Annotated in this window: 20 protein-coding genes; 18 read left to right on the top strand and 2 right to left on the bottom strand. The window is 36.1% G+C overall.

Translation table 11 applies throughout. The annotated features are described in order from the left end of the window. Positions 1–4: 4 nt before the first annotated feature. The 6 genes from prfB (at position 5) to AB1349_05795 (ending at position 8,163) form a co-directional block, all read left to right on the top strand. Positions 5–1,109 (top strand): peptide chain release factor 2 gene (gene prfB, locus AB1349_05820; GenBank protein MEW6556858.1). Its coding sequence is split into 2 segments (ribosomal slippage): positions 5–61 and positions 63–1,109, totalling 1,104 coding nucleotides; the frame shifts between segments, so codons are not numbered across the junction. Between the two features lie 155 nt (positions 1,110–1,264). Then, a complete protein-coding gene (locus AB1349_05815; GenBank protein ID MEW6556857.1) occupies positions 1,265–2,425 on the top strand; it encodes a hypothetical protein in 1,161 nt (386 codons plus the stop codon). Between the two features lie 54 nt (positions 2,426–2,479). Beyond that, a complete protein-coding gene (locus AB1349_05810) occupies positions 2,480–4,117 on the top strand; it encodes a SpoIIE family protein phosphatase (protein ID MEW6556856.1) in 1,638 nt (545 codons plus the stop codon). A 398-nt stretch (positions 4,118–4,515) separates the two neighbouring features. Next, the gene (locus AB1349_05805) at positions 4,516–5,643 is read left to right on the top strand and encodes a hypothetical protein (GenBank protein MEW6556855.1); all 1,128 of its coding nucleotides are present in this window, start codon (positions 4,516–4,518) and stop codon (positions 5,641–5,643) included. A 10-nt stretch (positions 5,644–5,653) separates the two neighbouring features. Further along, positions 5,654–6,298 (top strand): CsgG/HfaB family protein, encoded by a 645-nt coding sequence (locus AB1349_05800; GenBank protein ID MEW6556854.1) that lies wholly within the window; start codon positions 5,654–5,656, stop codon positions 6,296–6,298. After that, positions 6,295–8,163, top strand: a complete 1,869-nt coding sequence (locus AB1349_05795) for a hypothetical protein (GenBank protein MEW6556853.1) — start codon at positions 6,295–6,297, stop codon at positions 8,161–8,163. Before AB1349_05800 ends, AB1349_05795 begins: the two co-directional genes overlap by 4 nt. A gap of 173 nt (positions 8,164–8,336) precedes the next feature. Here AB1349_05795 and AB1349_05790 read toward each other — a convergent pair whose 3' ends face one another. Both AB1349_05790 and AB1349_05785 read right to left on the bottom strand, forming a co-directional pair. Next, on the bottom strand, positions 8,337–8,894 hold the full coding sequence (locus AB1349_05790; GenBank protein ID MEW6556852.1) for a transposase: 558 nt from the start codon (positions 8,892–8,894) through the stop codon (positions 8,337–8,339). A gap of 81 nt (positions 8,895–8,975) precedes the next feature. Continuing rightward, a complete protein-coding gene (locus AB1349_05785) occupies positions 8,976–9,605 on the bottom strand; it encodes a transposase (protein MEW6556851.1) in 630 nt (209 codons plus the stop codon). Positions 9,606–9,814: 209 nt separating this feature from the next. On the opposite strand from AB1349_05785, the gene pilM reads away from it, so the two are divergent. From pilM to AB1349_05725, 12 genes are all read left to right on the top strand, one after another. Next, on the top strand, positions 9,815–11,317 hold the full coding sequence (gene pilM / locus AB1349_05780) for a pilus assembly protein PilM (GenBank protein ID MEW6556850.1): 1,503 nt from the start codon (positions 9,815–9,817) through the stop codon (positions 11,315–11,317). Position 11,318: 1 nt separating this feature from the next. Continuing rightward, positions 11,319–12,104 carry a type 4a pilus biogenesis protein PilO gene (gene pilO, locus AB1349_05775; protein MEW6556849.1) on the top strand — a complete coding sequence of 262 codons (786 nt, stop codon included), beginning with the start codon at positions 11,319–11,321 and terminating at the stop codon, positions 12,102–12,104. Positions 12,105–12,106: 2 nt separating this feature from the next. Then, positions 12,107–13,717 (top strand): hypothetical protein, encoded by a 1,611-nt coding sequence (locus AB1349_05770; protein ID MEW6556848.1) that lies wholly within the window; start codon positions 12,107–12,109, stop codon positions 13,715–13,717. After that, the gene (locus AB1349_05765; GenBank protein MEW6556847.1) at positions 13,714–14,124 is read left to right on the top strand and encodes an ATP-binding protein; all 411 of its coding nucleotides are present in this window, start codon (positions 13,714–13,716) and stop codon (positions 14,122–14,124) included. Before AB1349_05770 ends, AB1349_05765 begins: the two co-directional genes overlap by 4 nt. Next, positions 14,121–14,636 carry a HEPN domain-containing protein gene (locus AB1349_05760; protein ID MEW6556846.1) on the top strand — a complete coding sequence of 172 codons (516 nt, stop codon included), beginning with the start codon at positions 14,121–14,123 and terminating at the stop codon, positions 14,634–14,636. Before AB1349_05765 ends, AB1349_05760 begins: the two co-directional genes overlap by 4 nt. Beyond that, complete coding sequence (locus AB1349_05755) at positions 14,611–15,096, top strand: hypothetical protein (GenBank protein ID MEW6556845.1); 486 nt, start codon at positions 14,611–14,613, stop codon at positions 15,094–15,096. Before AB1349_05760 ends, AB1349_05755 begins: the two co-directional genes overlap by 26 nt. A 3-nt stretch (positions 15,097–15,099) precedes the next feature. Further along, a complete protein-coding gene (locus AB1349_05750) occupies positions 15,100–15,435 on the top strand; it encodes an STAS domain-containing protein (GenBank protein MEW6556844.1) in 336 nt (111 codons plus the stop codon). Positions 15,436–15,455: 20 nt separating this feature from the next. Further along, positions 15,456–17,153, top strand: a complete 1,698-nt coding sequence (gene pilB / locus AB1349_05745; GenBank protein ID MEW6556843.1) for a type IV-A pilus assembly ATPase PilB — start codon at positions 15,456–15,458, stop codon at positions 17,151–17,153. Then, the gene (locus AB1349_05740) at positions 17,153–17,752 is read left to right on the top strand and encodes a response regulator (protein MEW6556842.1); all 600 of its coding nucleotides are present in this window, start codon (positions 17,153–17,155) and stop codon (positions 17,750–17,752) included. Before pilB ends, AB1349_05740 begins: the two co-directional genes overlap by 1 nt. After that, on the top strand, positions 17,742–18,971 hold the full coding sequence (locus tag AB1349_05735) for a type II secretion system F family protein (protein MEW6556841.1): 1,230 nt from the start codon (positions 17,742–17,744) through the stop codon (positions 18,969–18,971). Before AB1349_05740 ends, AB1349_05735 begins: the two co-directional genes overlap by 11 nt. A 915-nt stretch (positions 18,972–19,886) precedes the next feature. Next, positions 19,887–20,246 carry a hypothetical protein gene (locus tag AB1349_05730; protein MEW6556840.1) on the top strand — a complete coding sequence of 120 codons (360 nt, stop codon included), beginning with the start codon at positions 19,887–19,889 and terminating at the stop codon, positions 20,244–20,246. A gap of 650 nt (positions 20,247–20,896) precedes the next feature. After that, positions 20,897–21,670 (top strand): hypothetical protein, encoded by a 774-nt coding sequence (locus AB1349_05725; GenBank protein MEW6556839.1) that lies wholly within the window; start codon positions 20,897–20,899, stop codon positions 21,668–21,670. The last annotated feature ends 22 nt before the right edge of the window (positions 21,671–21,692 follow it).

The following is a 21,692-nucleotide window of genomic DNA, read 5'->3' as shown; positions in this document are numbered from 1 at the left end:
TAAAATGTTGGCTGAACTAAAAGACCTAACCGAAAAATTGCTTTCTAAAACTGACGAACTCGGGAGGTATCTTTGATATTGAAAATAAAACAACCGAGATTACCGAGTTAGAAAAAAAAGCCAGCCAGCCAGATTTCTGGAATAATCCCGCCACCGCACAAAAAATAATGCAAACACTGACCAACCTGAAATCGCAACTGGAAAAATTCAAAAAAATTAAACAGGAACTTACTGATACAGACGAACTTATCGCAATCGCAGTTTCAGAAAATGATACAGCGGTAGAAAAAGATATTTCTAAAACATTGAAAAAAATAGAATCTGAAATCGCAGAAATGGATATACAGATAAAACTGTCAGGTGAGTTTGACAGAAATTCTGCGATTGTCTCAATCCATTCCGGTGCAGGTGGAACCGAAGCGTGTGACTGGGCAGAGATGCTTTTGAGAATGTATCTCAGATGGGCTGAGAGCAAAAAATTCAGTTACGAAGTTGTGGACTCGCTTGCTGGCGAAGAAGCGGGAATAAAATCGGTAACCTTTATTGTTAAAGGCGAATATGTATATGGCTACCTGAAATCAGAAATCGGTGTTCACCGACTTGTCAGAATCTCGCCGTTTGATGCTAATAAAAGAAGACATACTTCGTTCGCATCCGTTGATGTGATTCCTGAAATTGAAGACGATATCAAAATAAAAATTGATGAAACAGATTTGCGTATTGATACATATCGGGCAAGTGGCCATGGTGGTCAGTATCTACAAAAAACGGATTCCGCAGTGCGGATTACACATCTGCCAACAGGAATAGTGGTGCAATCACAAAACGAACGCTCTCAATACAAGAACAAAGCAACCGCGATGAAACTGTTAAAAGCGAAACTTTATGAATTAGAACAAGAAAAAAAACGGGCACAGATAGAAAAACATTACGATGAGAAAGGCACAATTGCCTGGGGTAACCAGATAAGAAGTTATGTTTTTATGCCATACCAGTTAGTAAAAGACCATAGAACTGGTTTTGAAACCGGCAATGTCCAAAAAGTTATAGACGGCGATATTGACCTATTTATAGAAGCATATCTATCACAGATTCCTGCGAAACTTTAGTTGTAACAGTTTAGATGCTGTGTCGCAATTAGCAAAAAACAGATATTTTGCTGTATCGGAATTCCAATGTTTACCGCAGAGACCACAAAACACACAGAGTTTTTAATTCCTAATTTGGTTTTTCTCTGTGCTCTTTGTGGTGAAAGGTTTTTACCTTGGATAAAAAAGGTGCTGTATTATTAGTTGCGGTTATTGGTTTAGTAACGCTTAGTGCGTTTGGTATAACGCTTGTATCTATGCTGAGTTACGAAAGTAAAACAGCTGTTGAGGTGTCGCATGCACAAAAAGCGTTTTCATTGGCAGAAGCAGGTATTGAAAAAGGTATATACTATTTAGTTCAGGCATCTACTTACAGAGTAGTAGACAGAACAGAATACCTTAAAGAAGATAGATATATATTCAGTGTAGTTGATGGTTCTGCAACAGGTGTGGTTAATATCACTTCAACTGGTAGAACAACACTTTCTAATAAAACATCATATCTTACTGTTAATGTTTCTACAAGTGAAGCGTTGCATCCTGCATTTTCGTATGCGGTTTTTACAGGTAATGGTAACGCTATGCTGTATAACTCAGCCTGGGTTTCTGGTAATGTATTAGCACGCGGTAATGTATATGTTGCAACTAACGCTAAAATTACTGATGGTACCGCAGCTGCTACAGGTAAAGTCTACGGACCTGGTAAATATACTAAAGGCACATTACCTTCGCCAGTTCCGACGATGCCTACACTGACTACAACTTATTACGATACACTGATATCATCTGCGCAAGGACAGCCACCAGGAAACAAAACCTATAGTTCAACTGTTAATTTAGCCAGTTCAACTATACTGGTTAGAGGTAATGTAACGATAACCGGTTCTGCAAGAATTATCGGTCCGGGCAGGATTGTAGCAACCGGTACAATCACAGTTCAGCAAAATAGCCGTGTAGAAAACAATGTTGAACTGATTGCAAATGGAAGTATTACTATCCGGAATAATGCCCGGATAATAAACGGGAAAACAGTATTCAGCAAATACAGGATATATCTCTATAATAATGCTAATGTTACTGCAAGTATCGTTGCACAAAATAATATCTATTTCCGGAATAGGAGTCTCGTAAACGGTATTGTCTACTCATCGTACTATATTTATACATATAACGCTACAAGCATCAACGGTAGTGTGGTTGTACAGAGCGCATACTTATATAATACTGGCGGGAAAATAACATATAATGTTACATACGCAAGTGATACACCTACAGGGATACAGAAACAAATAATCAGTAATGTTTCACCGATTGCTAATACCTGGTTCGGTGGGTAAACCCCGCCCTTTCTAACGGCATTTAAGAAAGAGCGGGGTAAAACAATTGTAACTATGGAACTACTCGTTGAGCAAGGACAGACAAAACAGCACAGTTACAAAATAACTGAGAAACAAATGACAATTGGTAGAGCAGAAACCAATATGATTGTTCTCAATGATAACAAGGTTTCAAGGTATCATGCTGTAATTACCGAGCAGGATGGCGGTTTTTTTATTAAAGATTTGGGTTCCACAAACGGTACATATGTGAATAATACCAAAATCACAGAACACCAATTACAGCCGGGTGATTCTATAACAATAGGTGATGCTCTATTCCGTGTGAATCAGCGTGCTGATATTCCAAAATCACCATATTGTTATAAAGCCGAACCTGAACAATTACTTTCTCCGAATGTAACGATTATCCGGTTTTCACAGCCAACAAGTCCACTAAAAACACAGGATACAAATACATTACAGAAAACAGTTCAGAACTTACAGACGCTTTACAAGATAAACAATGCAATCAGTTCTATATTTGATATAACCGAACTTTCAAATAAAATAATGGCTGAGATATTTTCTGTAATAAACGCAGACCGCGGATATGTGATACTTATTGATAAAACCACAGGTGAATGGATAGTGCCAGTATATAAAAAACGGATTGCTGATGGTAAACCAGATACACCTACTATCTCTAAAAGTATAGTCAACCGAGTTATAGAAAATGGAGAGTCAATACTTACTTCGGATGCTGCAACTGACGAACGATTTATGTCACAACAATCTATAATCAGTTTCGGTATTTCGTCTGCGATGTGTGTACCTTTAAGATGTCAGGATAGAATTATCGGGGTAATCAATGTAGATACAAAAGGCACGCGTGGTAGTTTCACAGAAGAAGATTTGGAGTTATTATCTGCAATAGGCGGTTCTGTGGGTGTTGCATTAGAAAATGTTCGGCTTTATGGTGAGTTCTTACTGAAACAGAAACTCGAGCAGCAGATGAAATTAGCTGCAAAAATACAGAAGGATTTGTTACCTAAAAAGTTACCAAAAATTGAAGGCTTCCAATTTGCTGCGAAAACAATCCCTGCGATAAATGTTGGTGGCGATTATTACGACATTGTCAAAATAGATGAAGACCATCTGCTTACAGTTATTGCAGATGTATCCGGTAAAGGTATCTCTGCAGCACTTGTTATGGCAGTTTTACGAACTTTAGTAAGAAGCAATTTGAAAAACAGTTCTGATGTATCCGCGACGGTAAGTAGAATAAATGAACTCATTTTACAGGATTTAGACCCGTTTATGTTTATAACATTATTTTATGCTCTCTTAGATACAAAAAATCAGCTACTGAAATATGTTAATGCGGGTCATACACCAGCAATACTTGTAGGACATCAGCAGGATGTATCACTACTAGAAGCAACAGAACCAGCGATTGGTATCCTGCCTCAAATCTACACTGAAAAAGTAATAAAATTAGAACAGAATGATTTACTCTGTCTTTATACGGATGGTGTCAGTGAAATTAATAGAAGCACCGCTGATATAGAACGCTTAAAAACACTACTTGTGAGCAACCAATCATTTGATACACAACAGATTATTGATATAATTATTGCTGATACATTAAAACAGGGACCGCAAAGTGACGATATAACCTTGCTTGTAATGAAATGCCAAAACAAGAATTAACCACAGATGAACACAGATAAAAAAGATGATTAGCACAGATAAGACATCTGTGTTTATCTTGTATTCTTGTATTCTTGCTAATTTAGTATTCTTGCTAATTTAGAGCAAAAATGGTTAAGAAAATAATCTTGTTTTTTTACTGCTGATAAGACGGCTTTTGAAATATGTCAACCAATTTTGATGCAGTTTTAGACTCTATTCAAGTTGATTAAATTAAAAAATTCCTGATTTAGAACGTAAACGTGCAGGGGATTGTGTCTTGACATTTGACATTCTGTGTCATTTTTGTAGAATTTTGTCAAATGTCAAGATTTGACCCCAAATACAAATACCTATGAACAAAAGAACTACTGCAGTGTTCTAAGCCGAAAAAAAAGTTTTTGTGAGAGAAAAATATCGTGAATAAAAAAACTGTAATAATAATTGTTTGGGTTGCTATTAGCTGCGGTATAGGTGGTAAAATAACATTGCTGACGTCTGAAGAAATAAAGGAATACGAATCTTTATACAAAGATACCACAGCACAATTATGCAGTGTAGACATTAGTAAAGATAAAAAAAACCTTATCGGTATTACATGCGATAATTGTAAACTGAAACTATTTTCAATTGAAGAACTTTTAGTGAAACTAGTGAAACAATTTTCAATTGAAGCATTTCGAGAGATAGAAGAAGATTTAGAGTTTTCTGGCTGTTCAATGTCTCCTGACAAAAAATATGTAATATGCTGGATTTTCTTTTATGATGAGCCAAATTTTTATGATATATATTTATACGACTTGCAAAGAAGTTCTCCAGAGTACCTGAGTCGTAGTATTATGTTTGATGGCTATATGTTCGCTTGGTCACCAAATAATAAATATATCGCTGTTAATGCTTGTGTTGAAATTCCTGTTCCTGTTGATGATACTGGTGAGGTAGAATGGCCTGTTCCGGTTTCAATTATTAATGTAGTAAATGTTACTGCTCCTAAAAAATCAGTGATTGTAGCCAACCATTCACCAACTGAGATGAACGCTTATTCACCAGAATGGTCTCCAGATGGGCAAAAACTTTATTACAAAATACGCCAACTAGGTGTGCGCAAAAAAGAAGAAAGTTCATCGGTTGAGATGAAAAAATTTCTTGAACAATTAGGAGAACCAAGAAAGGTAGAAGAAATATATCCTGGAAAGAGCCCCAGAGAAATTTTTAAACAGTTGAAAATAGAATATATTAAAAAGTGGAATATCTTTCAAGAAAAATTCTTAACATTGTTAGAATTATATGGTCAAGGGAGAATAGGATGGGACGAACTACACGTTGATTTTAGTATAGAACATGATCCACACGATATGAAAAAAATGACCATAGAATTAGAAGAGATTAAAGAGCAGATTAGAAGTTTGGATATACCAGAATCAAAAATAGAGACATTTTTAGAAAATCCTGACATTGTTGGAAAGAAAAAGTTTGATAAAAAAAGAGAGGAGCTTGAAAAAAAGTATCCTAAGGTGCGAGAATTTTTTGATATGGCGGGTGAATGAGATGATATTAATGAACTTGGTTAAGAAATTCTTAGTTTGGTTAGGATTTTTTGTATTGATTGCTTCTTCGTGTAGTAAGAAACAAATAGTAATAAAAGAACAAGAAATGAAACAAAAATTAAGAATCGCTGTGTTACTTTTCTCTGATGCGGATATAAAAAGTTATAGAGAGAAAAATATTGGCAAAGTTGTATCAAATATTTTGATTAGAAAACTGGTCAATACAAAGAAGTTTAAAGTAATAGAACGTGAGCAGTTAGATAAGATTCTTCAGGAACATAAACTAAAACTTAGTGGTGTAATTGATCAAGAAAGCAGATTAGAATTAGGAAAGATTTTAGATGTTGAATTATTACTGATAGGAAAAGTCATTGAGTTTGAGGTTGGATATAAAGAAACAGGTTTTGTTATGGAGATGCAGGAAAGAATTGGTAAGGTAAGGTTGGAAGGACGACTTGTTGATGTGAATACAGGTGAGATTGTCTGTGCAGGTGAAGGCTACGGAGAAAACACATCTAGCAGTTTGGAGATTTTAGACATCACCATAATAAGTGAAGAAAACTTCGGTGAAACTCTTTTAGGTGAAGCAACTGAAAAGGCTTGTGACGAACTTGTTAATAATATTTTATCGAGTTTGTCCTCAGGAAAGCGATGAAAAAAATAATTGTAATAATAATTGTTTCAGTTAGTGTTGGATGTGTTGGCTTGTGGAGCAAAGGAGAAGGGTCATCTACTATTTCTAAGTTAAGTTCTACCGCTGTGTTTTCAGAAAATTTTGATGATGGTGATATTTCACAAAATCCTTCCTGGACTGTATTTAATGATGACGATGACTATCCTTATCCAGGGACAATTACTATTCTACAAGGCAAATTAAAAATCTCTCGCTACGGTGCCGGCGGAAATGGAGGCGCGGTTGGGTGTCGTATAAATGTAGATATACCAGTTACCAACCGAACAAAAGTTCAATTTGATGTAAAAGCAGTTTATTCAAATGTGGCAGGCGGTGCAGGATATACTTTTGGTGAGTATCCTGCAAATGTCTGTGTGGTTTTAAATGTCGGCAAGAGCACACCCAAATACCTTAATTTTGCCTATAATTACAGAGGTGGTAGAAGTGATAGTAAAGAGATCCGCATATTTCAGAATGTTCCACAGAATGTCTGGCAGTTAAACGAGTCATTTAGAATTAGAGAGTATGTTCCAGATGCTCAAAAAATAATACAGATTGCAATTTTTGGTTCTGGATGGGATTATGAATCTTATTTTGATAATTTATTTATTACAGATGAAATAAGACCAGTAACGACTGAACAGCCAGTAGTAAAAGAAAGTAAAGATAAAAAAGATACAATCGCTACTACATATGATAAATCGCAGAAAGCAGTATGGACACCGCTACAGATTTCTTTAATTCCTACAGTTAGCTTGTTTAAGAACCCGAATGTGGTCGGACTGGATATAGGGCTGATTGGAACGAAGTCCAACAGAACTTATGGGATTCAATGCTCTCCAATGTTTAACATTGTTGAAGAGTATTTATATGGTGCACAAATCAGTATTTTAGGAAATAAAGCAGGAGATATTTATGGAATAGAGTGCGGGTTATCAAACGAAACAAAGAATTTCTACGGTCTGCAAAGTGGTTTAATCAATAAAGTAAAAGATTTTGTAGGGATACAATTCGTTGGTTGGAATACCTGCGAAAGTTTCAGTGGTATACAGGTTGGGGGCTGGAATACTACGAAAAATTTTCTCGGACTTCAGGGAATTGGTTTAATGAACAAAACTGGAAATTTCAAAGGCATACAATTGGGTAGCTGGAATGTTGCAGATAAATTCCTTGGTATTCAGTTAGCTGGTATATGCAACAAAACACAAAATTTTGATGGGCTGCAAGTAAGTGGATTATGGAACAAAGCAGCGAGATTTCGCTATCTTCAAGTAAGTGGATTAGTAAATAAAGCAGGTGATTTTGACGGTATTCAATTTGGTACTTTGTGGAATAGAACTTCAAAATTTTGTGGTTTCCAAATTGGCTCCATAAATATAACAGATGAATTTTATGGAGTAAGAGTTGGTGTTTTTAATGGAAGTCATAAATTTTGTGGTGCTCAACTTGGTGGCTTATTAAATATAACGTTAGATATAACGGAATATAGTGCTACTCGAGGTATACAAATTGGTGGAATAAATGTTACAAGTAGTTTTTCTGGTGTACAAATTGGAAGTATATTGAATTGGAACCATTATTTTCGTGGTATTCAAATCGGTGGATTAGTCAATACAGTAGATGATTTTTCCGGTATACAGATTGCTGGTTTGTTTAACAAAGCAACAGATTTAAAAGGTCTGCAGATTGCTGGCTTATTGAATAAAGCAAAAGATTTAAAAGGTATGCAGGTTGGGTTTATAAATTCTTGCTGGACATTAAAAGGTGTTCAAATTGGTGCGGTAAATATCGTTTCAGAAAACCCACAGTTATTACGCTATATGGCTATTCTAAATTTCGGCTGGTAAGTAAACCCCGCACCCCCTACTAAAGAGGTTGTATCGTAATGTCATTCTGAGGAGCAAACCGACGAAGAATCTGAAACAAAAGCCAGAAAAAACGAAATTCTTCACTGCGTTCAGAATAACCTTACTATAAAATAGTGGGTAGCCAAAAGGTGTTAGTACTTTGTTAAATTTTGTTAAGCAGTTCGAGGGAGCGTATTATTTGTTCCGAGATAAGTTTGGTTGTAAAGTTTGTAATTTTGCATAATCCAGTGTGTTGCAGTTAAGGAATTGAGTTTACGGAACATTTCAAGTTGTTTGCCGACTGTTTCAGGTTTCTGACCTGCCTTGCCGTCAGGCAGACGAAAGATCTTTGAAAAAGTGCCATTGAGTTTAGAGACCAAAAGAAAGGTGTAAGCCAGAGATGCTAGATGCCAGTGTCTTGTAATTGCTTTAATTGACCTTACTTGATAATGGTCAAATGCAACATTTTCTTTGAGGTCTCTGAATATGCATTCAATATCCCATCGGAGAGCATATTTTTTCAGGACATCTTCAGCGGAATAGGAGAGATGATTTGTGATATAGATATGGACATTTTTTGGATCATCTTTATCCCATTCACCGATGGCAAGTATGACAAGAAATTTTCCTTTAAGCCCATTTAGTTTTGATTTAAAGGAATAGGTGTAGAAACCATTCTTTTTACCGTGTGGGGTGGATACCGTTACCCAGTGAAGTTTATCGCTGGGGATGAGTTTAACTAGCTCACCTGCGTGTATCCATTTTCCACGGTAAGAGATGAGTCTGTTTACATCTGCTTCAGAGATAAAAGTTCAACCTTTCTGTTGAATAAATTCAACAAAGTCATTTGAGAAATACCAGGCATCAACAATTACATCAGAGAAGTTAAGTTCTTTCTCAATAGCATCTTCAACAAGTTCCTCAGCGAGTTCGTGTTTTGATTTAAAATCCTGGAAATTTCTTTCAAAGAAAGAATCATTTTCTGGGATGTATGGCTTGAGGTTTATGGGGAAACACTTTTTATTGTCACAGTATGCTGAGGCGACAACGATATTACAATTTGTGGTAATATCTTCTGTGCCGTAGTGCTGAACTTGCGCGCCTTCTGTTTTGAAGCCCCATTTTTTGCAGCCAGTGTCGTCAATAATAACTACACCTTTCTTACATGTTTTAGTGGTGCGGTTGGATTCAAGAATTTTGACACGGCGGGTATTAAATTTTTCTTCATCCCATTTTGCTTCAGAGATGAAGTACTGTAAGCTCTCATATTCTGATGCGACTGTTCGTTTAGCAATAGTTTGGATATTTGTTCTTTTGAGTTCTAAAAACAGACCAGATACATAGATGGAAAAACTTAGAAAAGTGGGTTTAGAAAAAAGTGGTTGAAACTTGTTGAGGAAGTTTGTTAAAATTTTTGGTGGAGTTGAAACGAAATTTACCATGGTTTTACCTCCTGGAAAAGATTGTGTGGTCGTAAGACCATTGTGTGGTCGTAAGACCATGGTAAATTGTACAAAATTTTACATAAAAAATCTAGATTTTTTTTGAGTATGCTTTTTTGAGACGGTAAAGTACCTCAAAAAAGCCTAAAAATTAACAAAGCACTGATAATCTGTGAAATCTTGTGGTTACGAAGTTTTCTTGTAATGAAATGCCAAAACAAGAACTAATACTCGGATTTGAGTTAGGAACCAATTCAGTCAAGCTGGTTTTGATAGACACTACAAAACCTGCATTGGTTGCCGGTGGTATTGAACAACTTTCTACCGCTCAGTTATCGGATACAATATATGTTGATGCAATCAAGAAGTTACTGGCAGACCATATTGTTACTACAAAAAAAGTGGTCTCTGTTATTTCAAGTTCAAATGAAAAGGCTGGTGTTTACCTGATGAAACTACCAGTTATGTCACATAAAGAACTCCTAAAAACTATCCGCTGGGAGTTGAGTTCCAAAGTTAATTTTGATATCTCAGAACCAAGCGGTTGCGCTATTGATTATCTATCTTTTGGTGAAATTATAGATGACGGAATAAAAAAAGTTGAACTTGCAGTTTATATTTTAGATAAAACAGTTATAGAAAAACAACTTGCTATATTTAACCAATCGGGGCTATCAGTAACAAAAATTGTTCCGGAAGTAATTTGCTTGCTGAATCTTCTACCTGCTGATAAAATTGCTGCTTTAGTTAATATCAACCGCAAAACAACTGATATACTTATCTGTGAAAATAGAGTCCTTAAATTAGTAAGAAGTATACTTATCGGTGGTAACAACTTCACAGAAGCACTCAGTCAATCTACAGCGGTTAGTTACCAGGATGCAGAAACTAAAAAGATAACTGATGGTATTGATTTTGAAATACCGTTTGTGAAACCACTAATACGCAGGTTCATAAGCGAAATAAAAAGATCGTTTGATTATTACCACAAATTATTCCCGAATAAAATAATATCTACTGTGATACTAACGGGCGGTGCGTCTAAACTTAAGCAACTGGATTCTTATCTTGCAGATAATCTTGCTGTAGAAGTGAAGTATCCCGATTTTAGCTCAATACTACAATTTACTCAACCGCAACAGTCTACCCAGCCGCTGATGTTAAGCGGGCTTTTAGGTTTGTCAAAAGAAATTGATATAAACCTTTTACCTGAAAAATTAAAACCTAAAAAAATAGTAATCAACCAAAATTTTGTTTATGCTGCAAGTAGTGCGATTTTGCTAATTATTGCATTCATTATCTATCTCCTGCCATACATAATAATAAAAAAATACAAAACAAAAATAGCCGCAACCCAGATACTCATCAAGCAAAAAGAACAAACAGTAGCAGATTTGAAAGCTGAAATTCAAACTGCAAAACAGCAACAACAACAATTAGAACTGGCTGAAAAACTAATAAATACTAACCCTGTATTTTATCCGGTAATCTATGAACTGATACAGAAAACAGCGCAAGGAATAATACTTGAAAAATTAACACTATCTAACGAAAAAATCAATCTTTGTGGTAGCAGTTCAAGTAACGAGTTAATTATAACTTATATCTCAAAATTGGAACGTTCACAGGTATTAAAATCGGTTGAATTAAAACACATACAAAAAAAAGATACCGGGTTTGATTTTGAAATAGGTTGTAATCTACATAAATAATATGGATATTAAAAACTTAACCAAACGACAGTTAATCCAAATAATAGTTGGATTTACAGTATTAGTTTTAGTGTTGATAAAATATGTTTATTTAACTGTGTATAATAAGAAAACAAAAATTATTGAGCAATACAAAAAAATTGAATTAAACCTGAACTCGTATACAACCGAAATTTTAGAACTACAAAAACAACAGCAGGAAATAAAACCTGAACCAAAACATATTACTAAACAAATCCCACAGTATCTTGATGCATCCAGGTTTCTTGATACACTTGATTTGTTCGCAAAAAAATGTAAAATAGAAATAGAAGCAATCAAACCAGCAGAGTTAAAAAAACAAGTTAACTATGTTGAATCTTCTTATCAGATAACCGCTTCCGGTGAGTTAAGTTCAATCACGCGGTTATTAAAAGAACTGGAGAATACAGACCGTATTATAACACTGGCTAAAATTGAGCTAAAACAGTCAGAAACAAAAGCAGCTGCTGTGCAGAGTGGGTATACTGTTGATTTTACTGCTACTATTTATGGAATAAATGATGGGATTTCAGCAGTTAAAGAACCAAAAACAATACCTGAACAAATATCAACAGAAACTGAAGATACAGTCGGACTTAATCTTACAGGCATCATCTGGAATAAAAATAAACCAGTTGCTATTATTAACGGTATCAGTATAAGTTGTGGCGAAAAATTGTTTGATAATTACCATGTAAAAAAGATAACTAAAACTAATGTTGTGCTTGATAAAGATGGCAAAGTTTTAGTTCTAACATTGAAATAGAAATGAAAAAAATTGGTTGTTGCGTACCGCTTGTTACTTATCTGTTGTTACCAGTCATCGTCAGTTTCTGCTTTGCTGAAAAACTGCCTGTTCAGGTGGACGATGTCAGTATAGAACATACCGCTATGACTACACAGGTAATACTTAAAGTCAGCCATGAGTTTAATTACAACGCAGAAGATTTTGCTGCTCAGAATAAGTATGTTATCGCTGTAAATATCCAGGATGCGATACATTACAAGCCCTACCGAACTATCACAGTAAATAGAGGTATCGTAGAAAGTGTATGGGCTGGTCAGTATAAGACAGACCCGCAGATTGCAAGAGTAGTTGTGTATCTAACTGAAAAACCGAATTACAAAATAGTACAAGAAAATAAAAAATTAAAAATCAGTATTGATAATAATTACTCAACTAAAGCGCCAGCCAAACCTGTGCACCCAAAACCAATAAAGAACTGGCAGGAAAGAATCGTTTCGCTAAATTTTAAAGATATAGAATTAGTAGATATTTTGAAATTGATTGCAAAACAGAATAATCTCAATTTTGTTATCGGTGATGAAGTTAAAGGACTGGTCACAATCTCGCTTGATAATGTCAAACTTAAAACCGCATTAGATACAATTCTTGCGATTCACGAGTTTGCGTATATTGAAACGGATAACATTATCCGGATAGTACCTAAAGCAGAAAAAAAACCGGAAACACAAATTTTTCAACTCAAATATGTCCAGGCAAAAGATATTATGTCAAAAATTCAGCCTAACCTCTCTTCAACTGCAAAACTCCAAACAGATGATAGAACTAATACGATGATTCTATCTACAACCGAATTTGAAGATTTCTGTATCTGCGAAAAACTTATTCAACAACTGGATAAACAAATACCACAGGTGCTAATCAAAGCAAAAATTGTTGAAGTAACTTTAGATGAATCAGATAATCTCGGTATACAATGGGATGTAACTGTAAAAACAAGTATCAAGAATGTTTCATCAGGTAAAGCCACCGTCGGTGTTGATGTTGGTAACCTCAATATATCAACACTTGATGAAACACAATTCTCAGCAGTTCTGTCATTACTATCTACAAAAATAAAAGGTAACCTTTTATCTTCACCTGAAATTGTTACACTTGATAATCAATCTGCAACAATAAATGTAGGTAGAAAAATCGCATATCGTGAAATCACACAAACATCCGCAGGGACTGTATATGAAACAAAATTTATTGATGTTGGCACAATGCTAAATGTAACACCACATATCCACGGTACAGATATGCTCTCACTTGAATTGCATCCAGAAGTAAGCGATTTAACCGGTTACACACCGGATAATCAGCCATTAATCGGCACAAAAGAAGCAACCACAAAAGTAACAGTAAAAGAAGGTCAGACAATTGTTATCGGTGGGCTAATCACAGAACAATTCCTTAAAACAATCGCTGGGGTGCCTCTATTAAAAGATATACCTGTATTAAAGTATCTATTCTCAAAGCAAGTAGACCAGAAAGTAAAAACCAACTTGCTTATTTTTGTTACACCGTATATCCTTGATGTTGAAAAAATAGAAAAATACTATAAAGATAAAACTGATACTATACACAAATGAAACAAATTGAATTCACAGTATTGAGTCAGCCAAAAGAACTTTATACAGTATTTGAGTATCTTACACAATTTGGTAAGGAAATAAACTGTCCTGTAGAAACTATGTTAGATATTAAACTCTGTATTGATGAAGCATTCGCGAACATAATAAAACATGCATATCAAGACAAGCAGGATGGCAAAATCTATTTTTTAATCACAGTGCCCGACGATAGAATAGAAATTATAATCCGTGATTTTGGCAAGAAGATTGACCCGGAGACTATTAAACCACGTGACCTTGATGACTTAAAGCCACACGGGTTAGGTGTCTTACTGATTCATCGGTTGATGGATAAAGTGGAATACAATTTCGCTAATCCCGATTTTAACGAATTGAAATTAGTAAAATACACAATAAAAAAATGAATAATTATATAAAAACAAAAGGCTGGTTACAGGAAGCATTATGGGAGATAGACGGTTTTATTAATGCAAGAGATAACAACGATTGGGCTCATGCGGTTTACTATTTACAACAGAGTGTAGAAAAAAGTTGTAAAGCAATTATTTCATTTCTTGGTATTGAAGTAAAACACACACATTTCCCAGCAGAAGAAATAATTGAACAAGGTATCATTGAGAATAGTGATGAAATAAAAAGATTAAACCTGAAAGAAAATGATTTGTCGTTATTACGAGAAATTGTAAATTATGCGAAATCGTTTGAAACCGAGAAAACAAAACCTCGTTACGGTAAGGAGCTTAAAAATAGAATTGTGCTACCTACAGAAATTTATACAGCAGAAAAATCAGCAAGGCTTTTTGAATATGGGTTTAAGTTCTGGAATATAATCTTAGAATTCTTCAAAAAATTTAATATCAAAGAATTAAAAAAGGTATTAGCGGATATAGATGCTAAAATTAAAAAATCTAAATAAGATTGCACAACCTTATAGAGATAGAGTCAAAGAATACACTGAAACTTTGTATAATTATTTTGGAGATGATTTTATTGGTTTAATTGTGTATGGTAGTGTAGCACGAGCTGAGCAAAAAATTACAGAAAAATACGAAAGTGATGTTGATGTATTAGCAGTGATTGAAAATCTGCCAAAAAGATTCTCGCTTAAAAGGATGAATACAGAATTAAAAGTTAAAAGCGTATATAGTGTAACTTCAGAATGGGTAACAAAATGGGAATTGGACCAATATTTCGGAGCAAAAACCGGATTTGTTTTAGATGCATTTGATGAAGGAATTTTTGTATATGACCCAAAGAATTATTTAGCAAAAAAAAGAGATGAACTTTTTAGAGAATTGATGCAAAAAAATGTAATAAAAAATCCAAAATTAGGCTGGGTTTTTCCAGTAAAAATAGGTGAAAAAATAGAATACTGAAATATGGAAATAGGAAACCAAATTAAAGATGGTATTATGATACTGGCTGTAAAAGGCGATATTGAACTCAATACCGCACCGCAACTACAGGAAGAGTTCCAATCACTCAAAGATAATAATATAACAAAAGTCGTTGTTAATCTCTCACAGGTTAATTATATTGATTCATCAGGGCTTGGTACATTTATCGGTGCTTTGAAAATGTTCAATGCTGTAAATGGGAAAATAGTACTCGCAGGATTAAGTTCTAACTTAAAAAAAATATTTGAAATTACCAGAATGAGTAATTTCTTCAGTATCTATGAAACTGATACACAAGCATTAGAAAAATTGAAATAACGAGGTAAAATTTTTTTGATATGCAAACAGAACATAAAAAAATTGGTGACCTTCTATTAGAAAAAGGGCTTATATCACAAGATGAATTAACCGAAGCATTAACTTATCAGAAAAAAACAGGAAAGCAGTTCGGTGAAACTTTGTTACAGCTCGGCTATATTAAAGAAGATGACCTGTTAAAGGCATTAAGTGAGCAGATGAATGTACCATATGCTCAACTTGATAGTTACTTGATAGACCCGCATGTTGTTACTGAACTACCTGAAAAATTAGCACGAGAATTAAAAGCATTACCTATTTTCAAAATAGAAAACCGGCTTACAGTTGCTATGGTTGACCCGTTAGATATCGCTGTAATTGATAAACTACAAAAAGATACTGGCTGTGAGATAGAACCGATTGTATGTTTAGAAGACGGGCTGCTCAAAATGATAGATAAATACTACAGCGGTGTTCCCAGTGAGATGAAACAATTAAGCGAAAAAATTGTCACAGAAGATTTAAAAATTGTAGAAACCCAAACAGAAGAAAAAGATGAATCCATAAAAATGGCTGAAGAAGCACCTATTGTGAAATTAGTGAATATGATTATTTTACAGGCAATCAAAGAACGCGCAACTGATATCCATATAGAACCTGAGAAGGGTTATATGCGTGTTCGTTACCGTGTTGATGGTGAGATGTACGAGGTTATGACAACACCTGCGAAACTGCAACCTGCGGTTGTCTCCCGAATAAAAATTATGTCAAATTTAGATATCGCAGAACGGCGTGTACCACAGGATGGTAGGTTCACAATTGAATTAGAAAGCAAACAGGTTGATTTCCGTGTTTCTATTCTGCCGCTTATTTCAGGTGAAAAAGTTGTTATGCGGCTTTTAGATAAATCAACTGCGCTTTTCCGACTTGACCAGCTCGGCTTCTCAAAAGAAAACAAAGCTAATATGGAAGAACTGATTCAAAGACCACACGGTATCATTCTTGTCACAGGTCCTACAGGCAGTGGAAAAACAACAACGCTCTATTCTGCACTCAATATCATAAATACTTTAGATAAAAATATAATGACTGTTGAAGACCCTGTAGAATACGAGTTTGAAATTATAAACCAGGTACAGGTAAATCCTAAAACTGGAATGACATTCGCACGTGCATTAAGAGCGTTTTTAAGACAGGATCCAGATGTGATACTCGTCGGTGAAATCAGGGATTTAGAAACTGCAGAGATTGCTATTCAAGCTGCACTCACAGGTCATCTCGTGTTTTCTACATTACATACAAACAGTGCACCGGAATCAATCATCCGATTGGTTGATATGGGTGTTGAGCCGTTTCTAATTTCGTCTGCGGTGATTGGTATACTAGCACAGCGGCTCGTCAGAAGAATCTGCCCTTCCTGTAAACAGCCATATACACCATCTGAAGGATTATTAAAACAACTAAGTTGTGAACTCAACGATGTACCAAACCAGTTTTTTATCGGTAACGGCTGCAGGAATTGTAATAATCGCGGCTACAAAGGCAGAAGCGGTATTCACGAACTTTTAATACCAAATGATGAAATCAAAGATATGGTGATGAAACGAGCAAGCGGATTTGAACTACAAAAAAAAGCACAACAAGCCGGTATGAAAACACTCTATCAGGATGGGTTAGAAAAAGTATCTAATGGTATAACCACTATAGATGAAGTACTGGCAGTCACCCGAGAAGTATAATGAAAAAGATATTGATTGCTGAAGATGATGAGAACCTGTTAGGCTCACTGAGCGTAATCTTTGCAGAAAATGGATATACTGTAATAACCGCATCAGATGGTGAGGAAGCAATAGAAAAATTCAAACAGGAACAGCCTGATATCGTTTTAACTGATATCTCAATGCCAAAAGTAGATGGTTTTGGTGTCTGTAAAACAATACGCGAACTAAAAGGACTAACTAAATATGTGCCGATTATTATGATGTCCGGTACTTATGATAAACTTGAGTTCAGGTTTGATGTAAAAAAAACAGGTGCAGATGATTTCATTATTAAACCATTCAAGCCAGAAGAGATGGTAAAGTATTGCGATAAATTATTGAAAGATATAAAAACAAAACAAGTACCTACAAAAACTAAATTACAGATACTGTCAATAAAACCATCTGTTGAAAAAAAAGTTGTTGTCTACTATCCTGATGGTAGTATTATTAAAGGCACAACTTCAGCATTGCATCCTGGCGAAACCGGTTTTAATATGACTGTTTGGGGTGAAGATAAACGTATCTTTGTTAACTACAACATTGTAACTAAAGTTGAAGTTGTAGATGAATTTTAATATGCCTGACTATCTCTATAAAGCACGCGATAAATACGGTAAAACAGTCTCCGGTGTAATGGCTGCTGAAAACCCTGCTGCATTATCTTTACAACTTAAAGAGATGGGTTATTATGTTGGCGAGATTAGAGAACAAACAGAAAAAAAGAAAGCAGGTTTCCCTACGATACCATCCCTTAGTAAAAAAGTCAATAAAACTGATATAATGTTTTTTGCACAGCAACTTGCAACAATGATAAACGCAGGACTGCCAATGTTGCGGTCTTTTAATATCCTTGTTAAAGAAACAAGAAAACAAGCGTTTAAGAAAGTAATCGCTGATATCCAGAAAAATATAGAAAGCGGTATCTCACTCTCTGATTGCTTGAAGAAACATTCTGCAGTTTTCCCGGCTTTTTTTGTAAGTTTGGTTCGTGCAGGTGAAGCCTCCGGTGCGCTTGATGAAACATTAAGAAGATTGGTAGAATATATGGAATACGAGCAAGAGATAAAAAGTAAATTAAGGTCTGCATTGATATACCCTGTTATACTTGTAGTTGTAGCGATATCAGTTGTAATATTTCTGCTAACATTTATTATTCCTAAATTTGTGGATACATTCTTAGGACTCGGGATAGAACTACCACTACCTACAAAGATTACACTCGGCTTGAGTAGTTTCATGAAAGCCAATTCCCTGTATTTAGCTGTTGGTATTGTGTTCCTTGCTGTAGTTTTTTTTATTTATACAAGAACAAAAACAGGTAGATACTTATACGATAAATTCAAATTGAACATACCTGTGATTGGTATTTTAGTCCGAAAAATTATACTATCACGATTCAGTCAGACACTATCACTTCTTTTAAGGAGTGGGTTACCAATCCTGCAGTCGTTAGAAATTGTTAAAACGAGTATCGCTAATAAAGTACTCGCAGGTGTAATCTCTAATGTCTATACCAATGTAAGAGATGGCGGTACGATTGCAGCACCACTTGAAGCAAGTAACGAGTTCACACCGCTAGTTATCAATATGATTTCGTTAGGTGAAGAAACAGGAACGGTTGACCAGATGCTAAGCAAGGTAGCGGTTTATTATCAGCAGCAGGTGGATATCGCAATAAAAGACCTGATATCTATGGTGGAACCTGTAATACTTGTTGGGATTGGATTGATAGTCGGCTTCATTGCATTATCTTTGTTTATGCCTTTGTTCCAGATGTCAGGCAAAATCGGTTAGTAAAGTCGGCTCGCCTTTCTCGGCAACCATATTCCCTCAGGCTAGGCATTGAATTCATCATACAAGATTAGATAGTAAACCAGAACTTTGTTAAATTCCAAAAATGGCAGAGTTTATCCCGATGAATATCGGGAACGAGGCCAAAATTTGGTTCCTACGATAAAATGCTTCGTAGGGGCGACTTTAGTCGCCCGAAGCGGCTGTCTGACAATTGCAATTGCTCCGACAAGTCGGAGTTACTGGAGTTCCGAACTTGGTCGGGCTATCTGTGGTCATCTGCGTTTACATCTGCGGTAATCTGCGATACAAAAAAAAGTACTTGACAGAATGCCAGTCTTTTGTTATAATACTTGTAGTTGTAAACTTGTAGCCGTGAATTTTCAATGCACGACTAAAAGCTCTAACTTTTAAGGAGAACATATACTAATGCTCCAACCTGAACTCTCTCTCTCTCTCTCTCTCTCTCTCAAAAACTCTGCCTTAATAAACCAGTATTAAGAAATAAGAAATCAGGTGTCATTGCGAACCCTGATGGCAATCAGGGTGCAGCAATCTCAACCAATAAAAATAAAAAATTTTTTGTAGTAGCACGCTCTTGGCGTGCTTTTTCATTTGAAAATTCCAATTAGTCCAATTGGACTAATTGAAAAATTGCTCGTCGGTAAATTTTGGTTTTTCAATTAGTACAAATGTACTAAACCTGTCCTGAAAAGTTTTAATTCAGGATCGTTTTTTACTTAATCTCTTAATTCTCAATTCTTAATTCTCAATTCTCTGTCTTAAGGGAGGTGACAAGAAAACTGCGTAACCACGAATTAACACGAATAAACACTAATTTAAATTTTTTGTTAAAAACTTTTCGTGTAAATTCGTGTCTATTCGTGGTTAATTTTATACTTTCCTAAGCGTTAAAATATGGCATTAACAGAAACAACGAAGCGTGAGTTTGCAAAACGGACACTTGATATCCTGAACTCGTATTCTGATGTGCTTAAGAAGACGGAACTGGATATCAAACCCAAATCAGATGAACTGAAGAAACTGGTTGATGAAGCATTCTCGGCTGAAGAGAAACAACTGAAAGCACAGACGGAAGCAAAGAAGGCGACATCAGCCTCGCAGAAGGCAACCACCTCCTGCTATAAGAAAGCATCTGATGTAATTGAGTTAATTGTTGGTGCATTAGGTAAAGAGGATGCGTTATCTAAGCGGCTTAAAAACCTGCGGGATGAAATATCAAAAGAAGCGCTGAGAGGCAAAACCAGTTCACAGTAATAATATTCCTTGTAGAATAATAGTAAAACAATGCTTTCTACGCCATTTCAGTGGCGGTTCTGACCGAAACTTCCGCTAAAGCGGATTTCCGCCAGAGGCGGACCTGTTCGCCACGGCTCCGCCACGGCGGATGCCTCCATGCCCGGGGGGCAGGTCGCCTATGGCGACAGGCATGACCTCAGGCATGGCGCCTGTAGTGTCCGTTGAAATTTTTCGTCAACGCTATGTAGCCAACCCTTCAAGTAGCCGATGCTGAAGTCTCCTTGTAGCCGACACTTCAGCCCGAGTTTATCTCGGGCTTCAGTGTCGGCGGAGACTGAAGCATCGGCTACTACATAACCGAAGGTTCGGCTATCCATCCCGTTAGAAGCGACAACCCTGAATTTAATTCAGGGCTGCTTCTAATGTGGTAAATATCGTCGGTAAATGAAATTTAACGGACACTAAGGGTTTCCCTGCCTAATAGCGAGGAAACCTCGCTACTACAGGTAGTGCGGTTTTATGAGTTTCTGTGAAATTCAGTGGCAAAAAATACTGGAGGTTCGGGAGCAAAAGATACTGACTATTAGGAACCGTCCCTAAAAATAATAGCGACCTTAAACCTGACCTCTGCAAAATCAGTGGAAGGTCGCACTTACAGGAGGTTTTTTATGCGTAACTTTTTATCTGTGTTCATCTGTGTTTTTCATCTGTGTAATCTGTGTTTCGCCGAAATACCGAAAGTGCTGAACTATCAAGGCCGACTGACAGATACGCAGGGTAATCCATTAAGCGGTAGTTACACTATCCAGTTCACAATTTATGACACTCCCACTGCTGGTAACACAATCTGGGGTCCTGAAACGCATACTTCGGTTTCAGTTGCGAATGGCTTGTTTGATGTTACAATCGGCAGTTTTTCAGCGCTGAATATACCATTTGATAAAAGTTACTGGCTTGGTGTGAAGGTAGGCAGTGATGCGGAAATGACGCCCCGTCAGCGACTCGCGGCTTCCGGCTATGCAATAAATGCGGATATGTTGGACGGCAAACACTCGTCAGATTTGGTTACGAAAATTATTGCAGGAACAAATGTAAGTATTGACCCAACTTCCGGAGTCGGTGATGTTACAATAAATGCTACAGGTGGCTCAAGCCAATGGACAACTTCAGGAAGTAACATCTACTATAACACTGGCAATGTCGGCATCGGGACGACGAGTCCAACGAGCAAATTACATCTATACAATTCTGGCACAAATCATACAGACATTACTCTTGAAAATGGCAATAGTAATAAGGCTTGGGGTATTAGAACGGCTTATGACGATGGGAGTTTTCAAATGACATACTCCCCGCAGCAAGCTGCGGGGTATCTTAAAAGTCAAGTTTTAACTGGCGTCTGTCTTCTTCTGCTCTTTGATATTGGATGTATTTCTGTATAGTTTGTGCAGTTACTTTGTCGCC

Source organism: Elusimicrobiota bacterium (genome assembly GCA_040757695.1).
Taxonomy (GTDB): Bacteria; Elusimicrobiota; UBA8919; order UBA8919; family UBA8919; genus JBFLWK01.
This window is presented reverse-complemented; position numbering and strand designations above follow the sequence as displayed.

Bases quoted from the DNA above. Each gene is read 5' to 3' on its own strand.
- AB1349_05810 (MEW6556856.1), top strand. From the start codon at position 2,480: ATGGAACTACTCGTTGAGCAAGGACAGACAAAACAGCACAGTTACAAA.
- AB1349_05800 (MEW6556854.1), top strand. From the start codon at position 5,654: ATGAACTTGGTTAAGAAATTCTTAGTTTGGTTAGGATTTTTTGTATTG.
- AB1349_05795 (MEW6556853.1), top strand. From the start codon at position 6,295: ATGAAAAAAATAATTGTAATAATAATTGTTTCAGTTAGTGTTGGATGT.
- AB1349_05785 (MEW6556851.1), bottom strand. From the start codon at position 9,605: ATGGTAAATTTCGTTTCAACTCCACCAAAAATTTTAACAAACTTCCTC.
- pilM (MEW6556850.1), top strand. From the start codon at position 9,815: ATGCCAAAACAAGAACTAATACTCGGATTTGAGTTAGGAACCAATTCA.
- pilO (MEW6556849.1), top strand. From the start codon at position 11,319: ATGGATATTAAAAACTTAACCAAACGACAGTTAATCCAAATAATAGTT.
- AB1349_05770 (MEW6556848.1), top strand. From the start codon at position 12,107: ATGAAAAAAATTGGTTGTTGCGTACCGCTTGTTACTTATCTGTTGTTA.
- AB1349_05765 (MEW6556847.1), top strand. From the start codon at position 13,714: ATGAAACAAATTGAATTCACAGTATTGAGTCAGCCAAAAGAACTTTAT.
- AB1349_05760 (MEW6556846.1), top strand. From the start codon at position 14,121: ATGAATAATTATATAAAAACAAAAGGCTGGTTACAGGAAGCATTATGG.
- AB1349_05755 (MEW6556845.1), top strand. From the start codon at position 14,611: ATGCTAAAATTAAAAAATCTAAATAAGATTGCACAACCTTATAGAGAT.
- AB1349_05750 (MEW6556844.1), top strand. From the start codon at position 15,100: ATGGAAATAGGAAACCAAATTAAAGATGGTATTATGATACTGGCTGTA.
- pilB (MEW6556843.1), top strand. From the start codon at position 15,456: ATGCAAACAGAACATAAAAAAATTGGTGACCTTCTATTAGAAAAAGGG.
- AB1349_05740 (MEW6556842.1), top strand. From the start codon at position 17,153: ATGAAAAAGATATTGATTGCTGAAGATGATGAGAACCTGTTAGGCTCA.
- AB1349_05735 (MEW6556841.1), top strand. From the start codon at position 17,742: ATGAATTTTAATATGCCTGACTATCTCTATAAAGCACGCGATAAATAC.
- AB1349_05730 (MEW6556840.1), top strand. From the start codon at position 19,887: ATGGCATTAACAGAAACAACGAAGCGTGAGTTTGCAAAACGGACACTT.
- AB1349_05725 (MEW6556839.1), top strand. From the start codon at position 20,897: ATGCGTAACTTTTTATCTGTGTTCATCTGTGTTTTTCATCTGTGTAAT.